16 protein-coding genes are annotated in these 14,908 nt (G+C 70.1%); 9 read left to right on the top strand and 7 right to left on the bottom strand.

The features are described from left to right. Positions 1-21: 21 nt before the first annotated feature. The 3 genes from RBJ65_RS28655 to RBJ65_RS28645 form a co-directional block, all read right to left on the bottom strand. Positions 22-1,092, bottom strand: coding sequence for an MBL fold metallo-hydrolase (locus tag RBJ65_RS28655; RefSeq protein WP_306317065.1), 1,071 nt, complete (start codon positions 1,090-1,092; stop codon positions 22-24). Continuing rightward, positions 1,089-2,474 (bottom strand): MFS transporter, encoded by a 1,386-nt coding sequence (locus RBJ65_RS28650; protein WP_306317066.1) that lies wholly within the window; start codon positions 2,472-2,474, stop codon positions 1,089-1,091. Before RBJ65_RS28650 ends, RBJ65_RS28655 begins: the two co-directional genes overlap by 4 nt. Before the next feature lie 144 nt (positions 2,475-2,618). Further along, positions 2,619-3,149 (bottom strand): MarR family winged helix-turn-helix transcriptional regulator, encoded by a 531-nt coding sequence (locus tag RBJ65_RS28645; RefSeq protein ID WP_306317067.1) that lies wholly within the window; start codon positions 3,147-3,149, stop codon positions 2,619-2,621. Positions 3,150-3,360: 211 nt separating this feature from the next. Between RBJ65_RS28645 and RBJ65_RS28640 the strand changes: the two genes are divergently transcribed. The 4 genes from RBJ65_RS28640 (at position 3,361) to RBJ65_RS28625 (ending at position 7,997) form a co-directional block, all read left to right on the top strand. After that, the gene (locus RBJ65_RS28640; RefSeq protein ID WP_306317068.1) at positions 3,361-4,491 is read left to right on the top strand and encodes a 5-methyltetrahydropteroyltriglutamate--homocysteine S-methyltransferase; all 1,131 of its coding nucleotides are present in this window, start codon (positions 3,361-3,363) and stop codon (positions 4,489-4,491) included. Between the two features lie 157 nt (positions 4,492-4,648). Continuing rightward, positions 4,649-6,196, top strand: a complete 1,548-nt coding sequence (locus RBJ65_RS28635; RefSeq protein WP_306317069.1) for an NAD(P)/FAD-dependent oxidoreductase — start codon at positions 4,649-4,651, stop codon at positions 6,194-6,196. 45 nt (positions 6,197-6,241) lie between these two features. Continuing rightward, the gene (locus tag RBJ65_RS28630) at positions 6,242-7,387 is read left to right on the top strand and encodes a hypothetical protein (RefSeq protein WP_306317070.1); all 1,146 of its coding nucleotides are present in this window, start codon (positions 6,242-6,244) and stop codon (positions 7,385-7,387) included. A 4-nt stretch (positions 7,388-7,391) separates the two neighbouring features. Continuing rightward, positions 7,392-7,997, top strand: coding sequence for a TetR/AcrR family transcriptional regulator (locus tag RBJ65_RS28625; protein WP_306317071.1), 606 nt, complete (start codon positions 7,392-7,394; stop codon positions 7,995-7,997). A gap of 8 nt (positions 7,998-8,005) precedes the next feature. Here RBJ65_RS28625 and RBJ65_RS28620 read toward each other — a convergent pair whose 3' ends face one another. After that, entirely contained in the window at positions 8,006-8,374 is a 369-nt protein-coding gene (locus tag RBJ65_RS28620; RefSeq protein WP_306317072.1) for a helix-turn-helix domain-containing protein, read from the bottom strand. Positions 8,375-8,473: 99 nt separating this feature from the next. Here RBJ65_RS28620 and RBJ65_RS28615 point away from each other — a divergent pair, with 99 nt between their 5' ends. Both RBJ65_RS28615 and RBJ65_RS28610 read left to right on the top strand, forming a co-directional pair. After that, positions 8,474-9,313 (top strand): SDR family oxidoreductase, encoded by an 840-nt coding sequence (locus RBJ65_RS28615; RefSeq protein WP_306317073.1) that lies wholly within the window; start codon positions 8,474-8,476, stop codon positions 9,311-9,313. A 200-nt stretch (positions 9,314-9,513) separates the two neighbouring features. Then, a complete protein-coding gene (locus tag RBJ65_RS28610) occupies positions 9,514-10,740 on the top strand; it encodes a hypothetical protein (protein ID WP_306317074.1) in 1,227 nt (408 codons plus the stop codon). A gap of 26 nt (positions 10,741-10,766) precedes the next feature. On the opposite strand, the gene RBJ65_RS28605 is transcribed toward RBJ65_RS28610, so the two are convergent. Beyond that, positions 10,767-11,174, bottom strand: coding sequence for a RidA family protein (locus RBJ65_RS28605; RefSeq protein WP_306317075.1), 408 nt, complete (start codon positions 11,172-11,174; stop codon positions 10,767-10,769). 96 nt (positions 11,175-11,270) lie between these two features. Between RBJ65_RS28605 and RBJ65_RS28600 the strand changes: the two genes are divergently transcribed. The 3 genes from RBJ65_RS28600 to RBJ65_RS28590 all read left to right on the top strand — a co-directional run bounded on the left by RBJ65_RS28600 (position 11,271) and on the right by RBJ65_RS28590 (position 13,346). Further along, a complete protein-coding gene (locus tag RBJ65_RS28600) occupies positions 11,271-11,651 on the top strand; it encodes a helix-turn-helix domain-containing protein (protein ID WP_306317076.1) in 381 nt (126 codons plus the stop codon). Between the two features lie 329 nt (positions 11,652-11,980). Continuing rightward, positions 11,981-12,379: a hypothetical protein gene (locus RBJ65_RS28595; protein WP_306317077.1), complete on the top strand. Its 399-nt coding sequence runs from the start codon at positions 11,981-11,983 to the stop codon at positions 12,377-12,379. A 172-nt stretch (positions 12,380-12,551) separates the two neighbouring features. Next, positions 12,552-13,346, top strand: a complete 795-nt coding sequence (locus RBJ65_RS28590; RefSeq protein WP_306317078.1) for a hypothetical protein — start codon at positions 12,552-12,554, stop codon at positions 13,344-13,346. Positions 13,347-13,370: 24 nt separating this feature from the next. Here RBJ65_RS28590 and RBJ65_RS28585 read toward each other — a convergent pair whose 3' ends face one another. Further along, positions 13,371-14,081, bottom strand: coding sequence for a signal peptidase I (locus tag RBJ65_RS28585; protein WP_306317079.1), 711 nt, complete (start codon positions 14,079-14,081; stop codon positions 13,371-13,373). Further along, positions 14,078-14,905 carry a hypothetical protein gene (locus RBJ65_RS28580; protein ID WP_306317080.1) on the bottom strand — a complete coding sequence of 276 codons (828 nt, stop codon included), beginning with the start codon at positions 14,903-14,905 and terminating at the stop codon, positions 14,078-14,080. The genes RBJ65_RS28585 and RBJ65_RS28580 overlap by 4 nt, the downstream gene beginning before the upstream one ends. Positions 14,906-14,908 lie beyond the last annotated feature (3 nt).

The following is a 14,908-nucleotide window of genomic DNA, read 5'->3' as shown; positions in this document are numbered from 1 at the left end:
AACTCGGGGGGGAAGGGTTGGTCAGGAGGTCGTGCGGCGAGCGGGAACGAGGCGGGTCAGGTCGTGCCCGACGACGACAGGGCCGGTGTAGGTGGCGGCCACCTTGCGGGTCCAGTCCTCGTCACCGACCTCGCGCGGGTCCGGTGGGCCGATGTGGCTGAGGGCGACGCGGCGCGCTCCGGCCGCGGCGGCGAGCCTGCCGACGTCACCGGGCGCGGTGTGGGAGGCGCTGAGGAAGTCGAGGAGGCGGTCGGAGTAGCCGAGGCCGCGGTAGAAGTCGGGCTCCATGGTCTCGTGGACCAACAGGTCGGCGCCCGCGGCGAGTTCGCCGACGCTGTCGCTGTACGCGGTGTCGCCGGAGAAGGCGACGACGCCCTCCTCGGTCTCGAATCGGTAGCCGAAACTCTGGTGCAGCGGTGGGTGCGGGACCTCGCGGGCGGTGACCCGTACCCGGTCGTCCTCGTACACGAGCAGGTCCTTGCCGGGTGGCGGGGAGACCAGGTCGTGGGGCCGGACGAGGTCCGTCAGCGGGGTGCGCGCACTGGTGCGCATGCGTACGGCGGCGTCCTGGCCGAAGGCGGCGAGGAGGTGGGTGAGCAGGCCCTCGGTGCCGGGTTGCGGGTGCTCGGGCAGGGTGCGGTCGGGGCCGGGACCCGCGATGTGGACCGGCTGGTTCACGCCGTGGTTGGCCGGGCCCCAGCCGAGGAGGAACAGGTTGAAGAGGTCGGCGGTGTGGTCGGAGTGCAGATGGGTGAGGAAGACCGCGCGCAGGTCGCTGAGGCGCAGTCCGGCCTGCGCGTATTTGCGCAGCGCGCCGTATCCGGCGTCCACGAGGTACGTGCGGTCGCCGACGACGACCGCGGTGGACGCGCCCTGTCGACCGGGCGCCGGGTAGGGCCCGGCGCCGGTGCCGAGCAGGATGACGCTCAGCGCGGTCGAACCGTCCGGCCGGGCGTCGCCGGTCACGTGGACCGCGTCGGGCGGGACGGCGAGGTTCGGGGAGGCGGAGGCCGGGGAGGCGGGGGCCGGGGTGGCGCCGTCGCAGGTGCACAGGTTCGCGGCCGTCCGCTTCTCGTGCCGCGGGTCGCTCATGGTGAGACCTCCTCCAGGGTGCGGCCGGTCGTCTCCTCGGCGAAGAGACCGGCCACCACGGCGCCGGCGAGGGTGAAGACGGAGAGCAGGAGGAAGACCGCCGACAGCTGGGTGCCGCCGCCGTAGACCAGGCCCACGAGCAGCGGGCCGACGATCAGCCCCAGGCGGTTCATGACGCCGCCCATGCTGCAGCCGAGGGCGCGGGCACGGGTCGGGTAGAGCTCGGGTGTGTACAGGTAGAGGCTGATGTTGACCGCGAAGTTGAACATCGCCGCCAGCGAGGACCACACCGCCAGCTGCCAGGGCGCTCCGGCGCCGAGCACGGCCAGGACGACGAGCATCGCGGTCGTCCCGCCGAGGCCGCCCACGACGATCCCGCGCCGGCCGACCCGGTCCACCAGGAGCGCGGCGAGGACGCAGCCGACGAGTCCGGCGACCGAGGCCATGGTGCTGTACCAGAGCGCGGAGCTCAGCGACATGTCGTAGACGCCCTTGTAGATGGTGGGCAGCCAGGACGTGATGCCGTAGTTGGCGAGGTAGCCGACGAACCAGATCGTCCAGATGACCAGTGTGCGGCGGCGGTAGCGGCCGGTGAACAGGTCCCGCAGTGTGCCGCGGGCGGGGGCAGGAGCGGCGGCCGGCAGGGCTTCCCGCACGGTCGGTTCGGGCAGTTCCCTGCCGGTGGCGCGGCGCACCTGTTTCTCGATGAAGTCCATTGCCGCGCGCGCCTTTTCGTGGTGTCCGCGGGATGCCAGCCAGCGGGGCGACTCCGGGATGCGGCGCTGGAGGAGCACGGCGGCCAGGCCGGGGACGGCGGCGAACAGGTAGAGCGCGCGCCAGCCCCAGTGCGGGATGACCCAGGCGGCGAGCAGCGCGCCGGCCGCGAGTCCGGCCGGGAAGACGATCTCGTAGAAGAGGACGAAGCGGCCACGACGGTGTGCCCGGCTGATCTCGCTGATGTAGGCGGCGGCGGTCGGCACCTCGCCCCCGATGGCGAGTCCCTGCACGAACCGGAGGACGAGGAACGGCAGCAGCGAGGTGCAGCCGGCCATCAGCAGACTGCACAGGGCGGTGAGGGCGACACAGATCGAGATGACCTTGACCCGGCCGACCCGGTCGGCGGCCCACCCGGAGACGTAGGCGCCGAGCAGCATGCCGATCGAGCCGATGGTGAGGGTGAGCGTGGTGCCCGCCGCGGAGATGTCCCACTCCTTGGTGATGACGGGCAGCGTGTAGGCGATCAGCAGCTGGTCGAAGGCTTCGAAGAAGGTGACCACACCGATGGCGAGGCGCACGGTGATCTGCCAGCGGGACATGGGCAACCGTTCGAGGCGCGCCGCGATGTCCTGCCCCGTGGCGTCGGGAGTGACGCTGGTACTCATTCGGCCCTCCTGCGGGCCCTGGCGGCCCTGACGGATATGACTTAGCGCTAAATGTTTGAGCGCTAAGATTTCTAGCAGGCCGCAAGAAGCGGCCACAACCCCTTCGTGCCAAGAGATCGCGACCGCTTCACATGTGTTGTGCCCTCAGATGCCGCGCCGCTCCGCCGCCCGGTCCAGGGAACGCTCAAGCCGGCTCAACAGGCCCCCGAGCTGCATACGTTCGGAGTCCGAGAGGTCGGCGAGCATGTCCGCCTCGTGGGCGAAGTGGGCGCCGATGATCTCCTCGGCGAGCGCCAGCCCCCGGTCGGTGAGTTGGATGTGTACGATCCTGCGGTCGTCCGGGTCCCGCACGCGCAGCGCGAGCCCGGCGGCCTCCAGCTTGTCCACCCGCTGCGTGATGCCGCCGCTGGTCAGCAGGTTGGCGTCGGCCAGTTCACTGACGGTTCGCCGGTAGGGGGCACCGGCCCGCCGCAGCGCGGCCAGCACCCCGAAGGCCGGAACGGTGAGGTCGTAGGCCTCGAAGAACGCGTTCAACTGGGCCTGATAGCGGTTGAAACTGCGATGCAGCCGCCCGAACACCCCCAACGCGGTGGCATCCACCTCGGGGAACTCGCGTTGCCACTGCTCCAGCATGGCGGCCACGGCGTCCTGGCGCCCCGCCCCGGGTTCGCTCATCACTCCCTCATCCCGCCCCGCCCGGGAGATGGGCCGAGCCGCGAACGCGCATTCTACGGAGGGCCGAAACGGCCTGTGAGCAGGGGGAGCAGAAGAAGCTTCCGTTCGGTCTTCCAGTGACGCACCGATTCGGGTGAGGGTGGTGGCCACCACCGAGGTGCCGAAGAGTCGAAGAACCGAAGAGTCGAAGAACCGAGGAAAGGACCCCGCCATGGCCGCCACCACCCAGCCCCCGTTCCGCGCCGACCACGTCGGCAGCCTGCTGCGCCCGCCCGCGCTCCTGCGGGCCCGCGAACAGCACGCCGCCGGGAAGATCGACGATGCCGCGCTCGCCGCCGCCGAGGACACGGCGGTACGTGACGTGGTCGCGACGCAGAAGGAGGCGGGGCTGCGCAGCGCCACCGACGGCGAGTTCCGCCGCGCGTCGTGGCACATGGACTTCATCTACGCCCTGGGCGGCGTGCGGCGCGTCGAGGACGAGTCGCTGCACGTGCGCTTCCACAACGAGGACGGCGACATCGAGTTCGCGCCGCCCTCCGCGCGCATCGACGGCAAGGTGACACTGGAACACACCATCTTCGCGGACGCCTTCGCCTTCCTGCGCGACACCGTCGCCGAGGGTGTCACCCCGAAGCTGACCATCCCCTCGCCGAGCATGGTCCACTACCGCGGCGGCCGCGCCGCGATCGACCCGGCCGTCTACCCCGACCTCGACGCCTTCTGGTCCGACCTCACCGACGCCTACGCGGCCCAGATCCGCGGCGTGCACGAACTCGGCTGCCGGTACCTCCAGTTGGACGACACCTCGCTCGCGTACCTGAACGACCCCGAGCAGCGTTCCTACGTCGCGTCCATCGGCGGCGACGCGGAGCACCAGCACGAGACGTACATCGCGAACATCAACCGGGCGCTCGCCGGCCGCCCCGGCGACCTGCGTGTCACCACGCACATGTGCCGCGGCAACTTCGCCTCCTCCTGGGCCGCTTCGGGCAGCTACGACTTCATCGCCGAGGCCGTCTTCGGCGGCCTCGACGTCGACGGCTTCTTCCTGGAGTACGACGACGAGCGCTCCGGCGGCTTCGAACCGCTGCGCTACGTCCCCAAGGGCAAGCAGGTCGTTCTCGGCCTCGTCACCACCAAGCGGCCTCAGTTGGAGGACAAGGACACCCTCAAGCGGCGCATCGAGGAGGCCTCCCGCTACATCGACATCGACCAGCTGTCCCTGTCCCCGCAGTGCGGCTTCTCCTCCACCGTCGAGGGCAACAGGCTTACCGCCGATGACCAGTTGGCCAAGCTGCGCCTCATCGTGGAGACGGCGGAAGAGGTGTGGGGCGGGGTGTGACGCCCGCGCCCGGCCCGCATCCGCATCCGAATCCGCATCCGCATCCGCGCGCACACCCGAAAGTCCCCGCGTAAGGCTGGCACCTTCGAGCCGCGCCTGTTAGCTTCCCCTCCCATCGATCATACATTCAGTCACCACGTGTATGAATGGAGGGATCATGCGGGGAAAGACGGCCGTGGTGCTCGGCGGCAGCGTCGCGGGGCTGTGCGCCGCGGGGGTGCTCGCGCGCCACTTCGACAAGGTGATCGTCCTGGAACGGGACCAGCTCCCGCCGGACGCCGAGCACCGACGCGGCGTACCGCAGAGCAAGCACCCGCACTTCCTGCTCAACTCCGGGCGCCGCGCGATCGGCGAGATCTTCCCCGGGTTCGAGGAGGCGCTGATCGCCGCGGGCGGGATGCTCCTGATGCCGTCGCTGGACGCGGCGTACTGCGAGAACGACGGCTGGGCCGCGCGCAAGTCCAGTTCGATGACGATGGTGTACAGCTCTCGCGTGCTCATCGAGCGGGTCCTGCGCGACAAGGTCCGCGAACTCCCGGCCATCGAGATCCGGGAGGGCGTGACGGTGACCGGGCTGCGTACCAGCGGCGGCGGGACAACGACCGGGCGCGTAGAGGGAGTTGACTTCCGTACGAGTGCCGAAGACTCGGGCTCGGGCTCGGGATCGAGTTCGATCGCCGCCGACCTGGTCGTCGACGCGCTGGGGCGCGGCTCCTCCGTGGCGGACTGGCTGGCCGGGGCTGGGTGGTCGGCGGCCGAGGAGAAGACCCTGGACGCCAAGGTCACCTACACCTCCCGGTGGTACGACCTGCCGCCCGCCGACCGGCGTCCCGCGTCGTGGTGGTGGAAGCACCTCGTCGTCACCCCGACCCAGGACACCGGCGACCATCCCGAGGAGCACGAGTTCCTCAGCAACTTCTTCCCGATCGAGGGCGATCGGGCCATCGTGTGCATGGGAGCGTGGGGGCTCAAGATGCCCCGCGAGGTGGACACCTTCGAGGCCGCGGCGGACCGGGTGCGCGCGGCGTCCTTCGGCCGGGCGATGCACGACTGCACGCCCACGTCCGAGGTGCACCTCACCCGCTCGACCGGCAACAAGTGGCGCCGCTTCGACCTGCTCGACCGGCCGCCCCTCGGCCTGGTGAGCATCGGTGACTCCATCTGCGCGTTCAACCCGTTCTACGCCCAGGGCATGAGCTCGGCCTCCCGCTCCGCGCTCATCCTCGCCGAGCTGCTGCGCGCGCGTGACACTCTCGACGCCGCCTTCTTCCGCGAGTTCCTCACGCGGCAGAAGGCGTCGCTCGACGTGCCGTGGATGCTCGCGATGGCCCGTGACCAGGCCTACGACTTCGCGACCGGGACCGAGGTCGTGCCCGCCTGGCGCCGCAGGATCGCCGCGCGCATGAGCTGGCCCGTCTTCAACGCCATCACCGCCACGAGCCGCGAGGACGAGTACGTGGACCGGACGTTCACCCAGGTCTTCAACCTCGACAAGTCACTGCGCGAGATGGCCACCGACCCGCGGTTCTGGCTCCGCATCGCGCGCTACAAGCTGCGCGAACTGTTCGGCCGCACGGTCGTCCCGCACGGCTTCGACGACCAACAGGACCCGCCCGGCACCGACTTCACCCACGTCACGCGGGCCAACCTCCACACCTACGACACCCACTCCCCCGCCACCAAGACCGACCTCGTCAACGACTGAACCGGGCCACCACACCGGCCGACCGACCGCAGGAGTGAGTGACGAATGACCTATTCATGCGACTCCGCCGCCGAGCGCCTCGCGGAACGGCTCGGCTTCTCCTGCCATGACGCGGCTCCCGTCGTGGACTTCCGCAACCCGTTCGGCCTGGAGAGCGGCACCATGCCGTTCCTCGAACTCCTCGTCGTCGGCGGCGCGGTGTTCGCCTTCGTCCACGCGTGGCGGCGGTGGCGCCGCGACGGCGACCCGGTCAACATCTCGCTGTGGTTCGCCTCGGTCGTCTACCTGGCGGTGATCGAGCCGCCGCTCTACTTCCCGAGCTGGTTCGGGCTTCAGGAGCACGTCGGGTTCATCTTCTCCCACAACGTGTTCACGGTGCAGTTCATGTACGACCGGCTGCCGCTCTACATCGTGGCGTTCTACCCGGCGCTTTCGCAGCTCGCCTACGAACTGGTCCGCGCCCTGGGCGTGTTCGCCCGGCGCGGCAGGCTGTCCGGTCCGCTGGCCGGGTCACTGGCCGTCGCGTTCGTCTGCCAGGTCTTCTACGAGATCTTCGATCAGCTCGGGCCGCAACTGAAGTGGTGGGCCTGGAACCCCGGCAACAAGACGATCAACGAGCCCGCGCTCGCCTCCGTCCCGATGAACAGCATGTTCCTGTTCGCGTCGGTGTCCTTCGGCGCGATGACCTACCTCGTCGTACGGTTCGTCGGCCCTAAGGACGGCCGTGCCGCGCTCACGGGTCGTCAGGTCGGCCTGCGCACGGTGGCGGCCGGTGTCCTGACACCGCTGGCGATGGGCATCGCCGGTATCCCCAGCAACCTCTTCGCGGGTGGCGACCGACTCGGCGTCCAGCGGGCCATACTCGGCGTAGAGATCGCCGTGGTGTGGATCGTCGGCCTCTACCTCTTCACGGACGCGTGGCGCACGCGCCGGACACATCAGGAGCCGGCGGTGGCGTCGCCGGGGTTCGCCCGCACCTATCCGGCGCTGTACCTCGTCGTCCATGTCGCGCTCTGGCTGGTCGCGCTGCCCGCGTACGTCGACGCGTCCGGCGGTGTCACCGAGCAGGGCACACCGGTCGGCAGCCTCTGGTACGCCGCGCTGTGTGCCCTCGCCGCGACCGGCCTGGTCGTGGCGGTGCTCAGCACGACCACCACACCCCAACGAGCCGAGGAGCCTGTGCGATCCTGAGGACATGGGGCACCACGGCTGGGGAGGACGGCCTCCCGCATCGGACGCGGAGGCACGGCAGCGGATCATCGACGCGACCGCCCGCTGTGTCGACCGGCACGGCGTCACGAAGACGACCCTGTCCGACGTCGCCGGGGAACTCGGCGTCACCCGCCAGACCGTGTACCGGCACTTCGGGCGGCTTGGGGACATCGTCGCCGAGGTGGCGGCCCAGGGCGCCGAGTCGTTCGTCGACCTGATGATCGCGCACCTGCAAGGCATCACCGACCCGGCCGAAGCCGTCGTCGAGGGCATGGTCTTCTGCGTACGCACCATCCCCACCGAGCCACGGCTCAGCCTGCTGCTGCAACTCGGAGACACCAACGCCTTCGGCCGCGGAGCCACGACGAGTGACACCATCGGCTACGGCGCCAAGATGCTGCGGCGCTTCCCCGTCGACTGGGCCGCCGCGGGTGTCGACGACGCGGACCTCGACGGCCTCGCGGAAATGATCATGCGCCTGCTCACCTCGCTCCTTCAGCACCCCGGCGAGCCTCCCCAGGACGAGGCCCGGCTGCGCGCCTTCCTGGGCCGCTGGCTGGCACCGGCCCTTTCGGCGCGGGCAACCTGAAGCGGTGTTCAGTTCGCCGCAGCGCCAGGGCCTCGGCCGATCCGCTGGAACAACTCCTCGAGCGACTCGACGACTTCCGTCCCGAACGTCGTGATCCCATAGGTGACCTGCGGCGGCGTCGTGGGCTCGACCTCGCGCCGGACGAGGCCGTCGTGCACCAGCGCGCGCAGCGTCTGGGCGAGCATCTTCTCGCTGACGCCCTGGAGGCTCCGGCGAAGTTCGTAGTACCTCAAGTCGGCGTCGCGCAGGGCGATCAGCACCCACACGCCCCATCTGCTCGTCACATGGTTGAGAACCTCGCGCGCCGGACAGTCCTCGTGACTCGCGTCACTCCGCCCACCGGCCTCGACCCGCGCCAACTGCGCACCTTCCCCCATGACTTGAGCTTACCTCCAGGTACGTACTTACGACTCGCGAGCCGGACTCCTAGCGTCACCGCGGATACCCAATACGACGTTCCAGACGGGGAGTTGACCATGATCGTGGTGACCGGAGCGACCGGAAACGTAGGCCGTCCGCTGACGCGGGCACTGGCCGAGGCGGGCGAGCAGGTGACGGCGGTGTCGCGGCATGCCACGGAGGTGCCGTCCGGGGTGCGGCACGTGGCGGCCGACCTGCGTGAGCCGTCGAGCCTGGAGCCCGCCCTCGCCGGGGCGAAGGCGCTGTTCCTGCTGCTCTCCGGCGACCTGCACGCCCCCGGAGCCAGGCCGGCCGATGTCGTCGAGCTGGCCGCGACCCTCGGGGTCCGCCGCGTCGTCCTGCTGTCCTCGCAGGGCGTGGCGACCCGCCCCCTCGGCACGACGCGGGTCGCCATGCGGGCGTTGGAGGACGCGGTACGGGCCTCCGGCCTCGACTGGGCCCTGCTGCGGCCGGGCGGCTTCGCCTCCAACGCGCTCGCCTGGGCGGAGTCCGTCCGCGCGCGGGGAGTGGCGGCCGCACCGTTCGGTGACGTCGGGGTGCCCGTCGTCGACCCGGCGGACATCGCCGAGGTCGCGGCGGCCTGCCTGCTGGGCGAGCAACACACGTACGGCGTATACGAGTTGACCGGCCCCGAGGTCGTCACGCCGCGTCAGCAGACGGAGGCGATCGCCGCCGCACTCGGCTCGCCGGTGCGCTTCCAGGAGCTCACCCGCGACGAGGCCAAGGCCGGCATGGCCCGATTCGTACCAGCGGAACTGGCTGACGACACCCTGGACATCATCGGCTCCCCGAACCCGGCCGAACTGCGGATCAGCCCGGACGTGGAACGGGTCCTCGGCCGCGCACCGCGCCCGTTCGCCGACTGGGTGGCCCGCAATATCGCGGCGTTCCGCTGAGGACCGTCGAGGGGATCACGGAAGGGGCCGCGACACGCGGGTGACCCATGCCCTTTGGTGCGCGGGTACGCAAGGAAGTACCTTCACGCACTTCGGTGCTGTTCGCCCAAATTCCGCGCGGCGCGGGGTGGTTCGGCCACTGGACGCCCCACTCCCCCGCTCCGTCGACCCGACGCCTCAGCCCTTCCGAAAGGAAACCGATGACCCACTCCCAGCGCCCCTCCCTCCCACTGTCCCGACGCCGCGTCCTCACCGGGGCCGGTGCCGGGGCTGCCGCGGCCGCCCTGGCCGTGACGGCCGCCTCGCCCGCCTTACCCACTCCCTCCTCCGCCACCAGGCCCGCCCCGCGCGGGGCCGTCCCCGGCGCGTTCGGCGCGCTCGGCGCGAACTTCAACGAGAACATCGTCGACATCGACGTCGGTGAGCTCGAACTCGGCCGCGCCACCTGGATCCGCGGCTTCGTCCCGGTGCACCACGAGGACACCGGCAATCCCGCCGAGGACCCCAACGTCCAGCGGATCGTGGAACTCGGCACCCAGGGGTACCGCACCGTGTGCAGCATCAAGTTCCCCTACCGCGATTCACGGCTTCCCGCGGCCGGCAGCCCGGAGATGGCGGCCATGCTCGACCGCCTCGAACCGACCCTCGCCGCGCTGATGGACCACGTCGACATCCTGGTCGTCGGCAACGAACCGTTCATCGACACCCGACCCGTGGACCAGACCGAGGCCCTCAACGTCTTCCACGAGACCGCCGCCCGCCGCACCATCGCCCACCGCGCCGAACACTGCGGCGAGGACTGCCGCACCACCCTCTACATGGGCTCACTGACCGCGCTCGACCTGCCCAAGGGCCACAACCCGGTCGCCCGGCGCTGGATGAGGTACGTACGCGAGACTCCGGAGATCAAGGGCGTCGACATCCACCCGCACGTGCCGGCGGCCGACGACGCGCGGCCGTTCCTGGACTACATCCTGCCGAAGATGCGCGACGACCAGACGTTCCTGGTCACGGAGTTCTCCCTCGTGGACCTCTGGGGCCGCCACAACGAGGATCCGGTCCCGGCCGCGTTCACGGACGCGTACGGCTTCCCCGCCGGTACGAAGGTGTGGGAGGTCGTCCAGGCGGCGATCGACGCGCCCTTCCCGCAGCGGAAGTGGAACGCGTTCCTCGCGTCGTTGCCGTGGTACGAGGACAACAAGCACTTCCTGCGCCACCAGATGGAGCTCTACCGCGGCACGGGCCGCCTCGCCGTCGCGACCTACGGCTACCGCCAAGGCTCCGCGATGGTGAACAAGTGGGGCCCCGGCCAACCCCCTTGGCTGCTCAACAGCGTCTTCGCCCCGTACACCGTGCGGCCCTGGGCGGACGGTTCCGCGGGGCGCGGCTACGCGTGGCTCGGGGACTTCAGGGCGCTGCAGACATGACGTCCGCGCGAAGCTCCCCGGTCACGTCAGTCTAGGATCGCGGTGGCTTCGATCTCGACCAGATGGGCGGGGACGTCCAGGGCCGCGACACCCAGCAGCGTGGCCGGCGGGACCGGGGTGGTGCCCAGCTTCGCGGACGCCCGGGAGATGCCCTCCAGGAGCGAGGGCATCTTGTCGGGGGTCCAGTCGACGACGTAGACGGTCAGTTTCGCCACGTCGTCGAAGGAGCCGCCGGCCTCGGCCAGAGCGGTGCCGATGTTGAGGTAGCACTGCTCGACCTGCGCGGCGAGGTCGCCCTCGCCGACCGTCACCCCCTCGGCATCCCAGGCGACCTGGCCGGCGACGAAGACGAGCTTCGACCCCGCCCCGATCGAGACCTGCCGGTAGACATCGATCGTGGGTAATCCGGTCGGGTTCACCAGGTCGATGGCCATGTCGCCCGCCTCCTCGGTCTCTTGTGGTTACTCAGGAACCGTAGGAGAGTCTGCGCTGACGTGGAAGAACGCACTTTTCAGTGACAGGGGAACCCGATGGTGACCAAGCAGGTCAAGGGCTCGTCCGAGGAAGCTGACCTCAGGCGCGCGGACTCATTGGCGCGCGAGATCTTCTCCGACGTCGCCAACAAGTGGGCGTTCCTGATCATCGAGACCCTCGGTGAACGCACCCTGCGCTTCAGCGAACTGCGGAACGAGATCGAGGGCATCAGCCACAAGATGCTCACCCAGAACCTGCGCATGCTGGAACGCAACGGCCTGGTCGAGAGAGACGTGCACCCCACCGTCCCGCCGCGCGTCGAGTACACCCTCACCGATCCGGGCCAGGGCCTGCGCGCAACCGTCGACGGAATGTGCGACTGGACGCACCGCTACTTCGAACACATCGAGGCCGCCCGCCACCGCTTCGACGCCTGACGGCTGACGGCTGACGGCTGACGGCTGACGGCTGACGGCTGACGGCTGACGGCTGACCACTTCACCCTGGCGGCCACGCTGCTCGCCCACCACGTCTCGACCCGTTCCCTGCACCGTCTCTTCCAGGGCGAGCCTTCCGCGTCGCCTACGGTCTGCCGCCGCGTGAATACCGCCACTTGGCACTGCACGACGAATGCGGCGCGCCATGCCAACCATCTGGCACTCACCGCTAACGATTCCACCGCGACGGCGCGCTAGCTTCTTGCACCGGCAAAGCCGGAACCGGCATACCCGGAACCGGCATACCCGATCATCGTCAGGGGATCATCATGTCCGCTCGAAGCCGCATCGCGCTCGCTACGGCAGCCGCCGTCCTCGGCACCGGCCTTGCCGCCGCGTCGGCCGACCAGGCGACAGCCTCGCCCCACGCCGGATCAACCGGCTCCGTGGACGCGACGGCGAGGTGGCACGTCAAGACCCTCCACAGCCCACGAGATCTCACCGCGGATGTCGGAAAGACATGGCACAAGGACGGTCGTGGCGGCTACAACGGCCACCTCAAGTGGGCCGGCGCCTGGGGCCACCCGTCGGTCCAGATGAGGGTCAACTGGGAGTCGGGACGCCGAACCCAGAAGAAGATGAAGTTCGGGAAGACCTACGTCTACCGGGGCGCTTGGAGCGTCTACATGCGCGCCTGCGACTCCACCGGCTGCGGCAAGTGGTGGTGACCTGAAGCAGCGCCCCCCGAACGTCTCAGGGGTACGCCGAGTACGTCATCACCTCGTAACCGTGCTTCACCCGAGCACCCCGGATGAGGCAGGCTCAAGATCGACCAAGCGCACACCATGGCTTGCCGATCGGGCCGGCCACCCATCCCTACCGCAACGGGGGAAACACATCATGCTTCGCAACCACCGCCGCAAGGCCGTCCTCACCGGCGCCGCCCTGATGGCCACGACCGCCCTGCTCACGGCCTGCCAGGGGAACTCGGACGGAGACACCAAGTCGAGCGGTTCCGGCTCCTCGGCCTCGCAGTCGGAGGCCAAGGACAAGGCCGACAACGCCGGTTCGGGCGGCGCCGACAACGCGGAGTCGCAGACCGGCAGCGGCTCCGGTGGGCAGTCCGCGAGCAAGGGTGTGTCCGGCACCTGGTTCGGCAATGTCTCCTACCTGGCGCCCGGCAAGTACACCGTCAGCGACCTGAAGGGCACCGAGCAGGCGTTCTTCACCTCCGACGACACCGATATCCAGGGCGCCGGCGAGATATGCGGCGACGCCGAGGGGCAGGCCGCCACCCCGTGCACCGAGGAGCAGTTGGAGGCCGCTTCCAAGAAGGGTGTCTCCGCCACGGTGAAGATCGAGAAGGGTGTCGCGGTCAGCATCGTCGAGGACCACTCCAGCAGCGGCGGCGGTGGCGACGACTCGGACACCGGCAAGCCGAGCGGCACCCGCTCCGGAGAGCTCGGCTACCTGGCCCCGGGCAAGTACATCCTCGACAACGAAGGCACCAAGACCGCGTTCTACACCGCCACCGCCACGACCATCAACGGCAACGGCTGGATCTGCAGCGAGGCCAACGTGCCCAAGCGCTGCACCGAGGGCGAGTTGGAGGCCGCCGCCAAGAAGGGCGGCGTACGGGTCGTCGTCAAGCTCGACAACGGCAGCGCCGTCACCATCGACGAGGAACACAACTAAAACCGAGCCGCCACCGGCCGGTGATTACGTCGGCGTCGAGCGCCTTGAACGCAGCGCCCACAGTCGGCGCACTCCGTAGGCGAACAGAAGGAACCCGAAGAGGAGCGCGCCCACGCCGAACAGCCCGATGTCGTTCAGCTCGGTGGCCGCGGTGCCGGCTTTGGGGACGACCTCGACGACCTCGGCGTATGTGCCGCCGCCGTAATTGAGGTTGATCTTCCAGGGGTCCTTGGCCTCGTTGTTGTCGCCCTTGGTCTCCAGGGAGACGAGCTTGCCCTCGTCGGGTTCGGTGAGCTTCTCGACACGGTGCACGACCGGGTTGCCGTCGTCCGGGGTCCAGGGCTCGGGCGGCAGGAAGGCGATGACCATGCCTTCCCGCACTTCGCCGGGGCTGATCGGCTGGGTGATCGCCATGGACCCCTTGGGCATGCCGGGGGCCATCGAGTTGGTGAGGATCGGAACGTAGCGGTAGTCGCCGAGCTTCCAGGCGGCCGCGGCCCCCGCGACGCCGACGATCAGAGCCACGGTGAGGAGCGTGGCAAGCGCGCTCAACAGCCGCTTCCACAGCGGTCGTTCGCGCTTGCGTGACGGGGTTCCGGAGGAGCGGGGGCGGTCAGGTGCCTCGGGCGCGCCACCGTCTTCGACGTGGCCGTCGCCTTCGGCTGGGCTATCGGCTCGGCGTCGGTGATCGGCTTCGCTCGCCTGCCGTGTGAGGGATTCGGTGCGCCCGCTCATGACGTCGGCTCCACGAGTTCCGAAGACCGGACGTCGACCGCGGCCACGTCCTTGCCGCGACGCCGCCGGGCCGCGGCGACCGTGCCGGTGCCGGCGACCAGCAGCCCTGCCGCGAGGAACACGAACGGCCAGGGGTCGGTGCCGGTGCTCGCCATCCACCCACCGCCGGGGCCATCGGCGTCGGCGTCGGTGGCCCCGCCGCCGGAGCCGGTTCCCCCGGTGTCCGCGGTGCCCGAGCCCGCGTGGCCGCGGGTGTCGGCGGCGTCCGAGCCGGTGGTCCCGTCGCCGTGCCCCGTGGTGTCGCCTCCGGCACCCGATGCGTGCACCGAGTAAGTGACGCGCGCCCAGGTGCCGTTGAGGTTCTGCGCCGGCTCGGCGGGCACGGTGAAGACGAACTTCAGGTGGCGGGTCCCGCCGGCGTCCAAAGCGATGGCCGGCAGGCCGCGCTCCTTTCCGAGCGCGGTGCCCCCGGAGAGGAGCGGCTCCGCGCCGGACACGCACCGTCCACCCGCGCTCCACCGCACTTCGCACGAGCTGATCCCGGCCTCCAGACCGTCGGCCCGCGCCAGGGACCCGGTCGCCGAAACCGCCGAGGACACGGTCAGCGGAGCCCCGTGCCCGGAACGCACGTCCAGGTAACGGACGGCGGTGTCCCCGGGTCGCATGTCGGTGTCCGCGCTCCAGGCGGTGGCCCCCGCCTCCCGGATCACGATCCGGTCGGCGGCGGCCCGCCCGTCGTCACCGGCCGCCGGAGCGGCACTGGCGGGGACGGTGCAGGCCGCCACGCACAGGACCGCTCCGGCGACCCCGAAGGGGATACGCATGGT

The organism is Streptomyces sp. KL109B (genome assembly GCF_030766935.1).
Taxonomy (GTDB): domain Bacteria; phylum Actinomycetota; class Actinomycetes; order Streptomycetales; family Streptomycetaceae; genus Streptomyces.
The sequence above is the reverse complement of the archived record's forward strand: the minus strand, read 5'-3'. Positions and strand labels throughout refer to the sequence as shown.

Excerpts from the sequence above, each read along its gene's own strand:
- RBJ65_RS28655 (WP_306317065.1), bottom strand. The coding sequence starts at position 1,092 with ATGAGCGACCCGCGGCACGAGAAGCGGACGGCCGCGAACCTGTGCACC.
- RBJ65_RS28650 (WP_306317066.1), bottom strand. The coding sequence starts at position 2,474 with ATGAGTACCAGCGTCACTCCCGACGCCACGGGGCAGGACATCGCGGCG.
- RBJ65_RS28645 (WP_306317067.1), bottom strand. The coding sequence starts at position 3,149 with ATGAGCGAACCCGGGGCGGGGCGCCAGGACGCCGTGGCCGCCATGCTG.
- RBJ65_RS28640 (WP_306317068.1), top strand. The coding sequence starts at position 3,361 with ATGGCCGCCACCACCCAGCCCCCGTTCCGCGCCGACCACGTCGGCAGC.
- RBJ65_RS28635 (WP_306317069.1), top strand. The coding sequence starts at position 4,649 with ATGCGGGGAAAGACGGCCGTGGTGCTCGGCGGCAGCGTCGCGGGGCTG.
- RBJ65_RS28630 (WP_306317070.1), top strand. The coding sequence starts at position 6,242 with ATGACCTATTCATGCGACTCCGCCGCCGAGCGCCTCGCGGAACGGCTC.
- RBJ65_RS28625 (WP_306317071.1), top strand. The coding sequence starts at position 7,392 with ATGGGGCACCACGGCTGGGGAGGACGGCCTCCCGCATCGGACGCGGAG.
- RBJ65_RS28620 (WP_306317072.1), bottom strand. The coding sequence starts at position 8,374 with ATGGGGGAAGGTGCGCAGTTGGCGCGGGTCGAGGCCGGTGGGCGGAGT.
- RBJ65_RS28615 (WP_306317073.1), top strand. The coding sequence starts at position 8,474 with ATGATCGTGGTGACCGGAGCGACCGGAAACGTAGGCCGTCCGCTGACG.
- RBJ65_RS28610 (WP_306317074.1), top strand. The coding sequence starts at position 9,514 with ATGACCCACTCCCAGCGCCCCTCCCTCCCACTGTCCCGACGCCGCGTC.
- RBJ65_RS28605 (WP_306317075.1), bottom strand. The coding sequence starts at position 11,174 with ATGGCCATCGACCTGGTGAACCCGACCGGATTACCCACGATCGATGTC.
- RBJ65_RS28600 (WP_306317076.1), top strand. The coding sequence starts at position 11,271 with ATGGTGACCAAGCAGGTCAAGGGCTCGTCCGAGGAAGCTGACCTCAGG.
- RBJ65_RS28595 (WP_306317077.1), top strand. The coding sequence starts at position 11,981 with ATGTCCGCTCGAAGCCGCATCGCGCTCGCTACGGCAGCCGCCGTCCTC.
- RBJ65_RS28590 (WP_306317078.1), top strand. The coding sequence starts at position 12,552 with ATGCTTCGCAACCACCGCCGCAAGGCCGTCCTCACCGGCGCCGCCCTG.
- RBJ65_RS28585 (WP_306317079.1), bottom strand. The coding sequence starts at position 14,081 with ATGAGCGGGCGCACCGAATCCCTCACACGGCAGGCGAGCGAAGCCGAT.
- RBJ65_RS28580 (WP_306317080.1), bottom strand. The coding sequence starts at position 14,905 with ATGCGTATCCCCTTCGGGGTCGCCGGAGCGGTCCTGTGCGTGGCGGCC.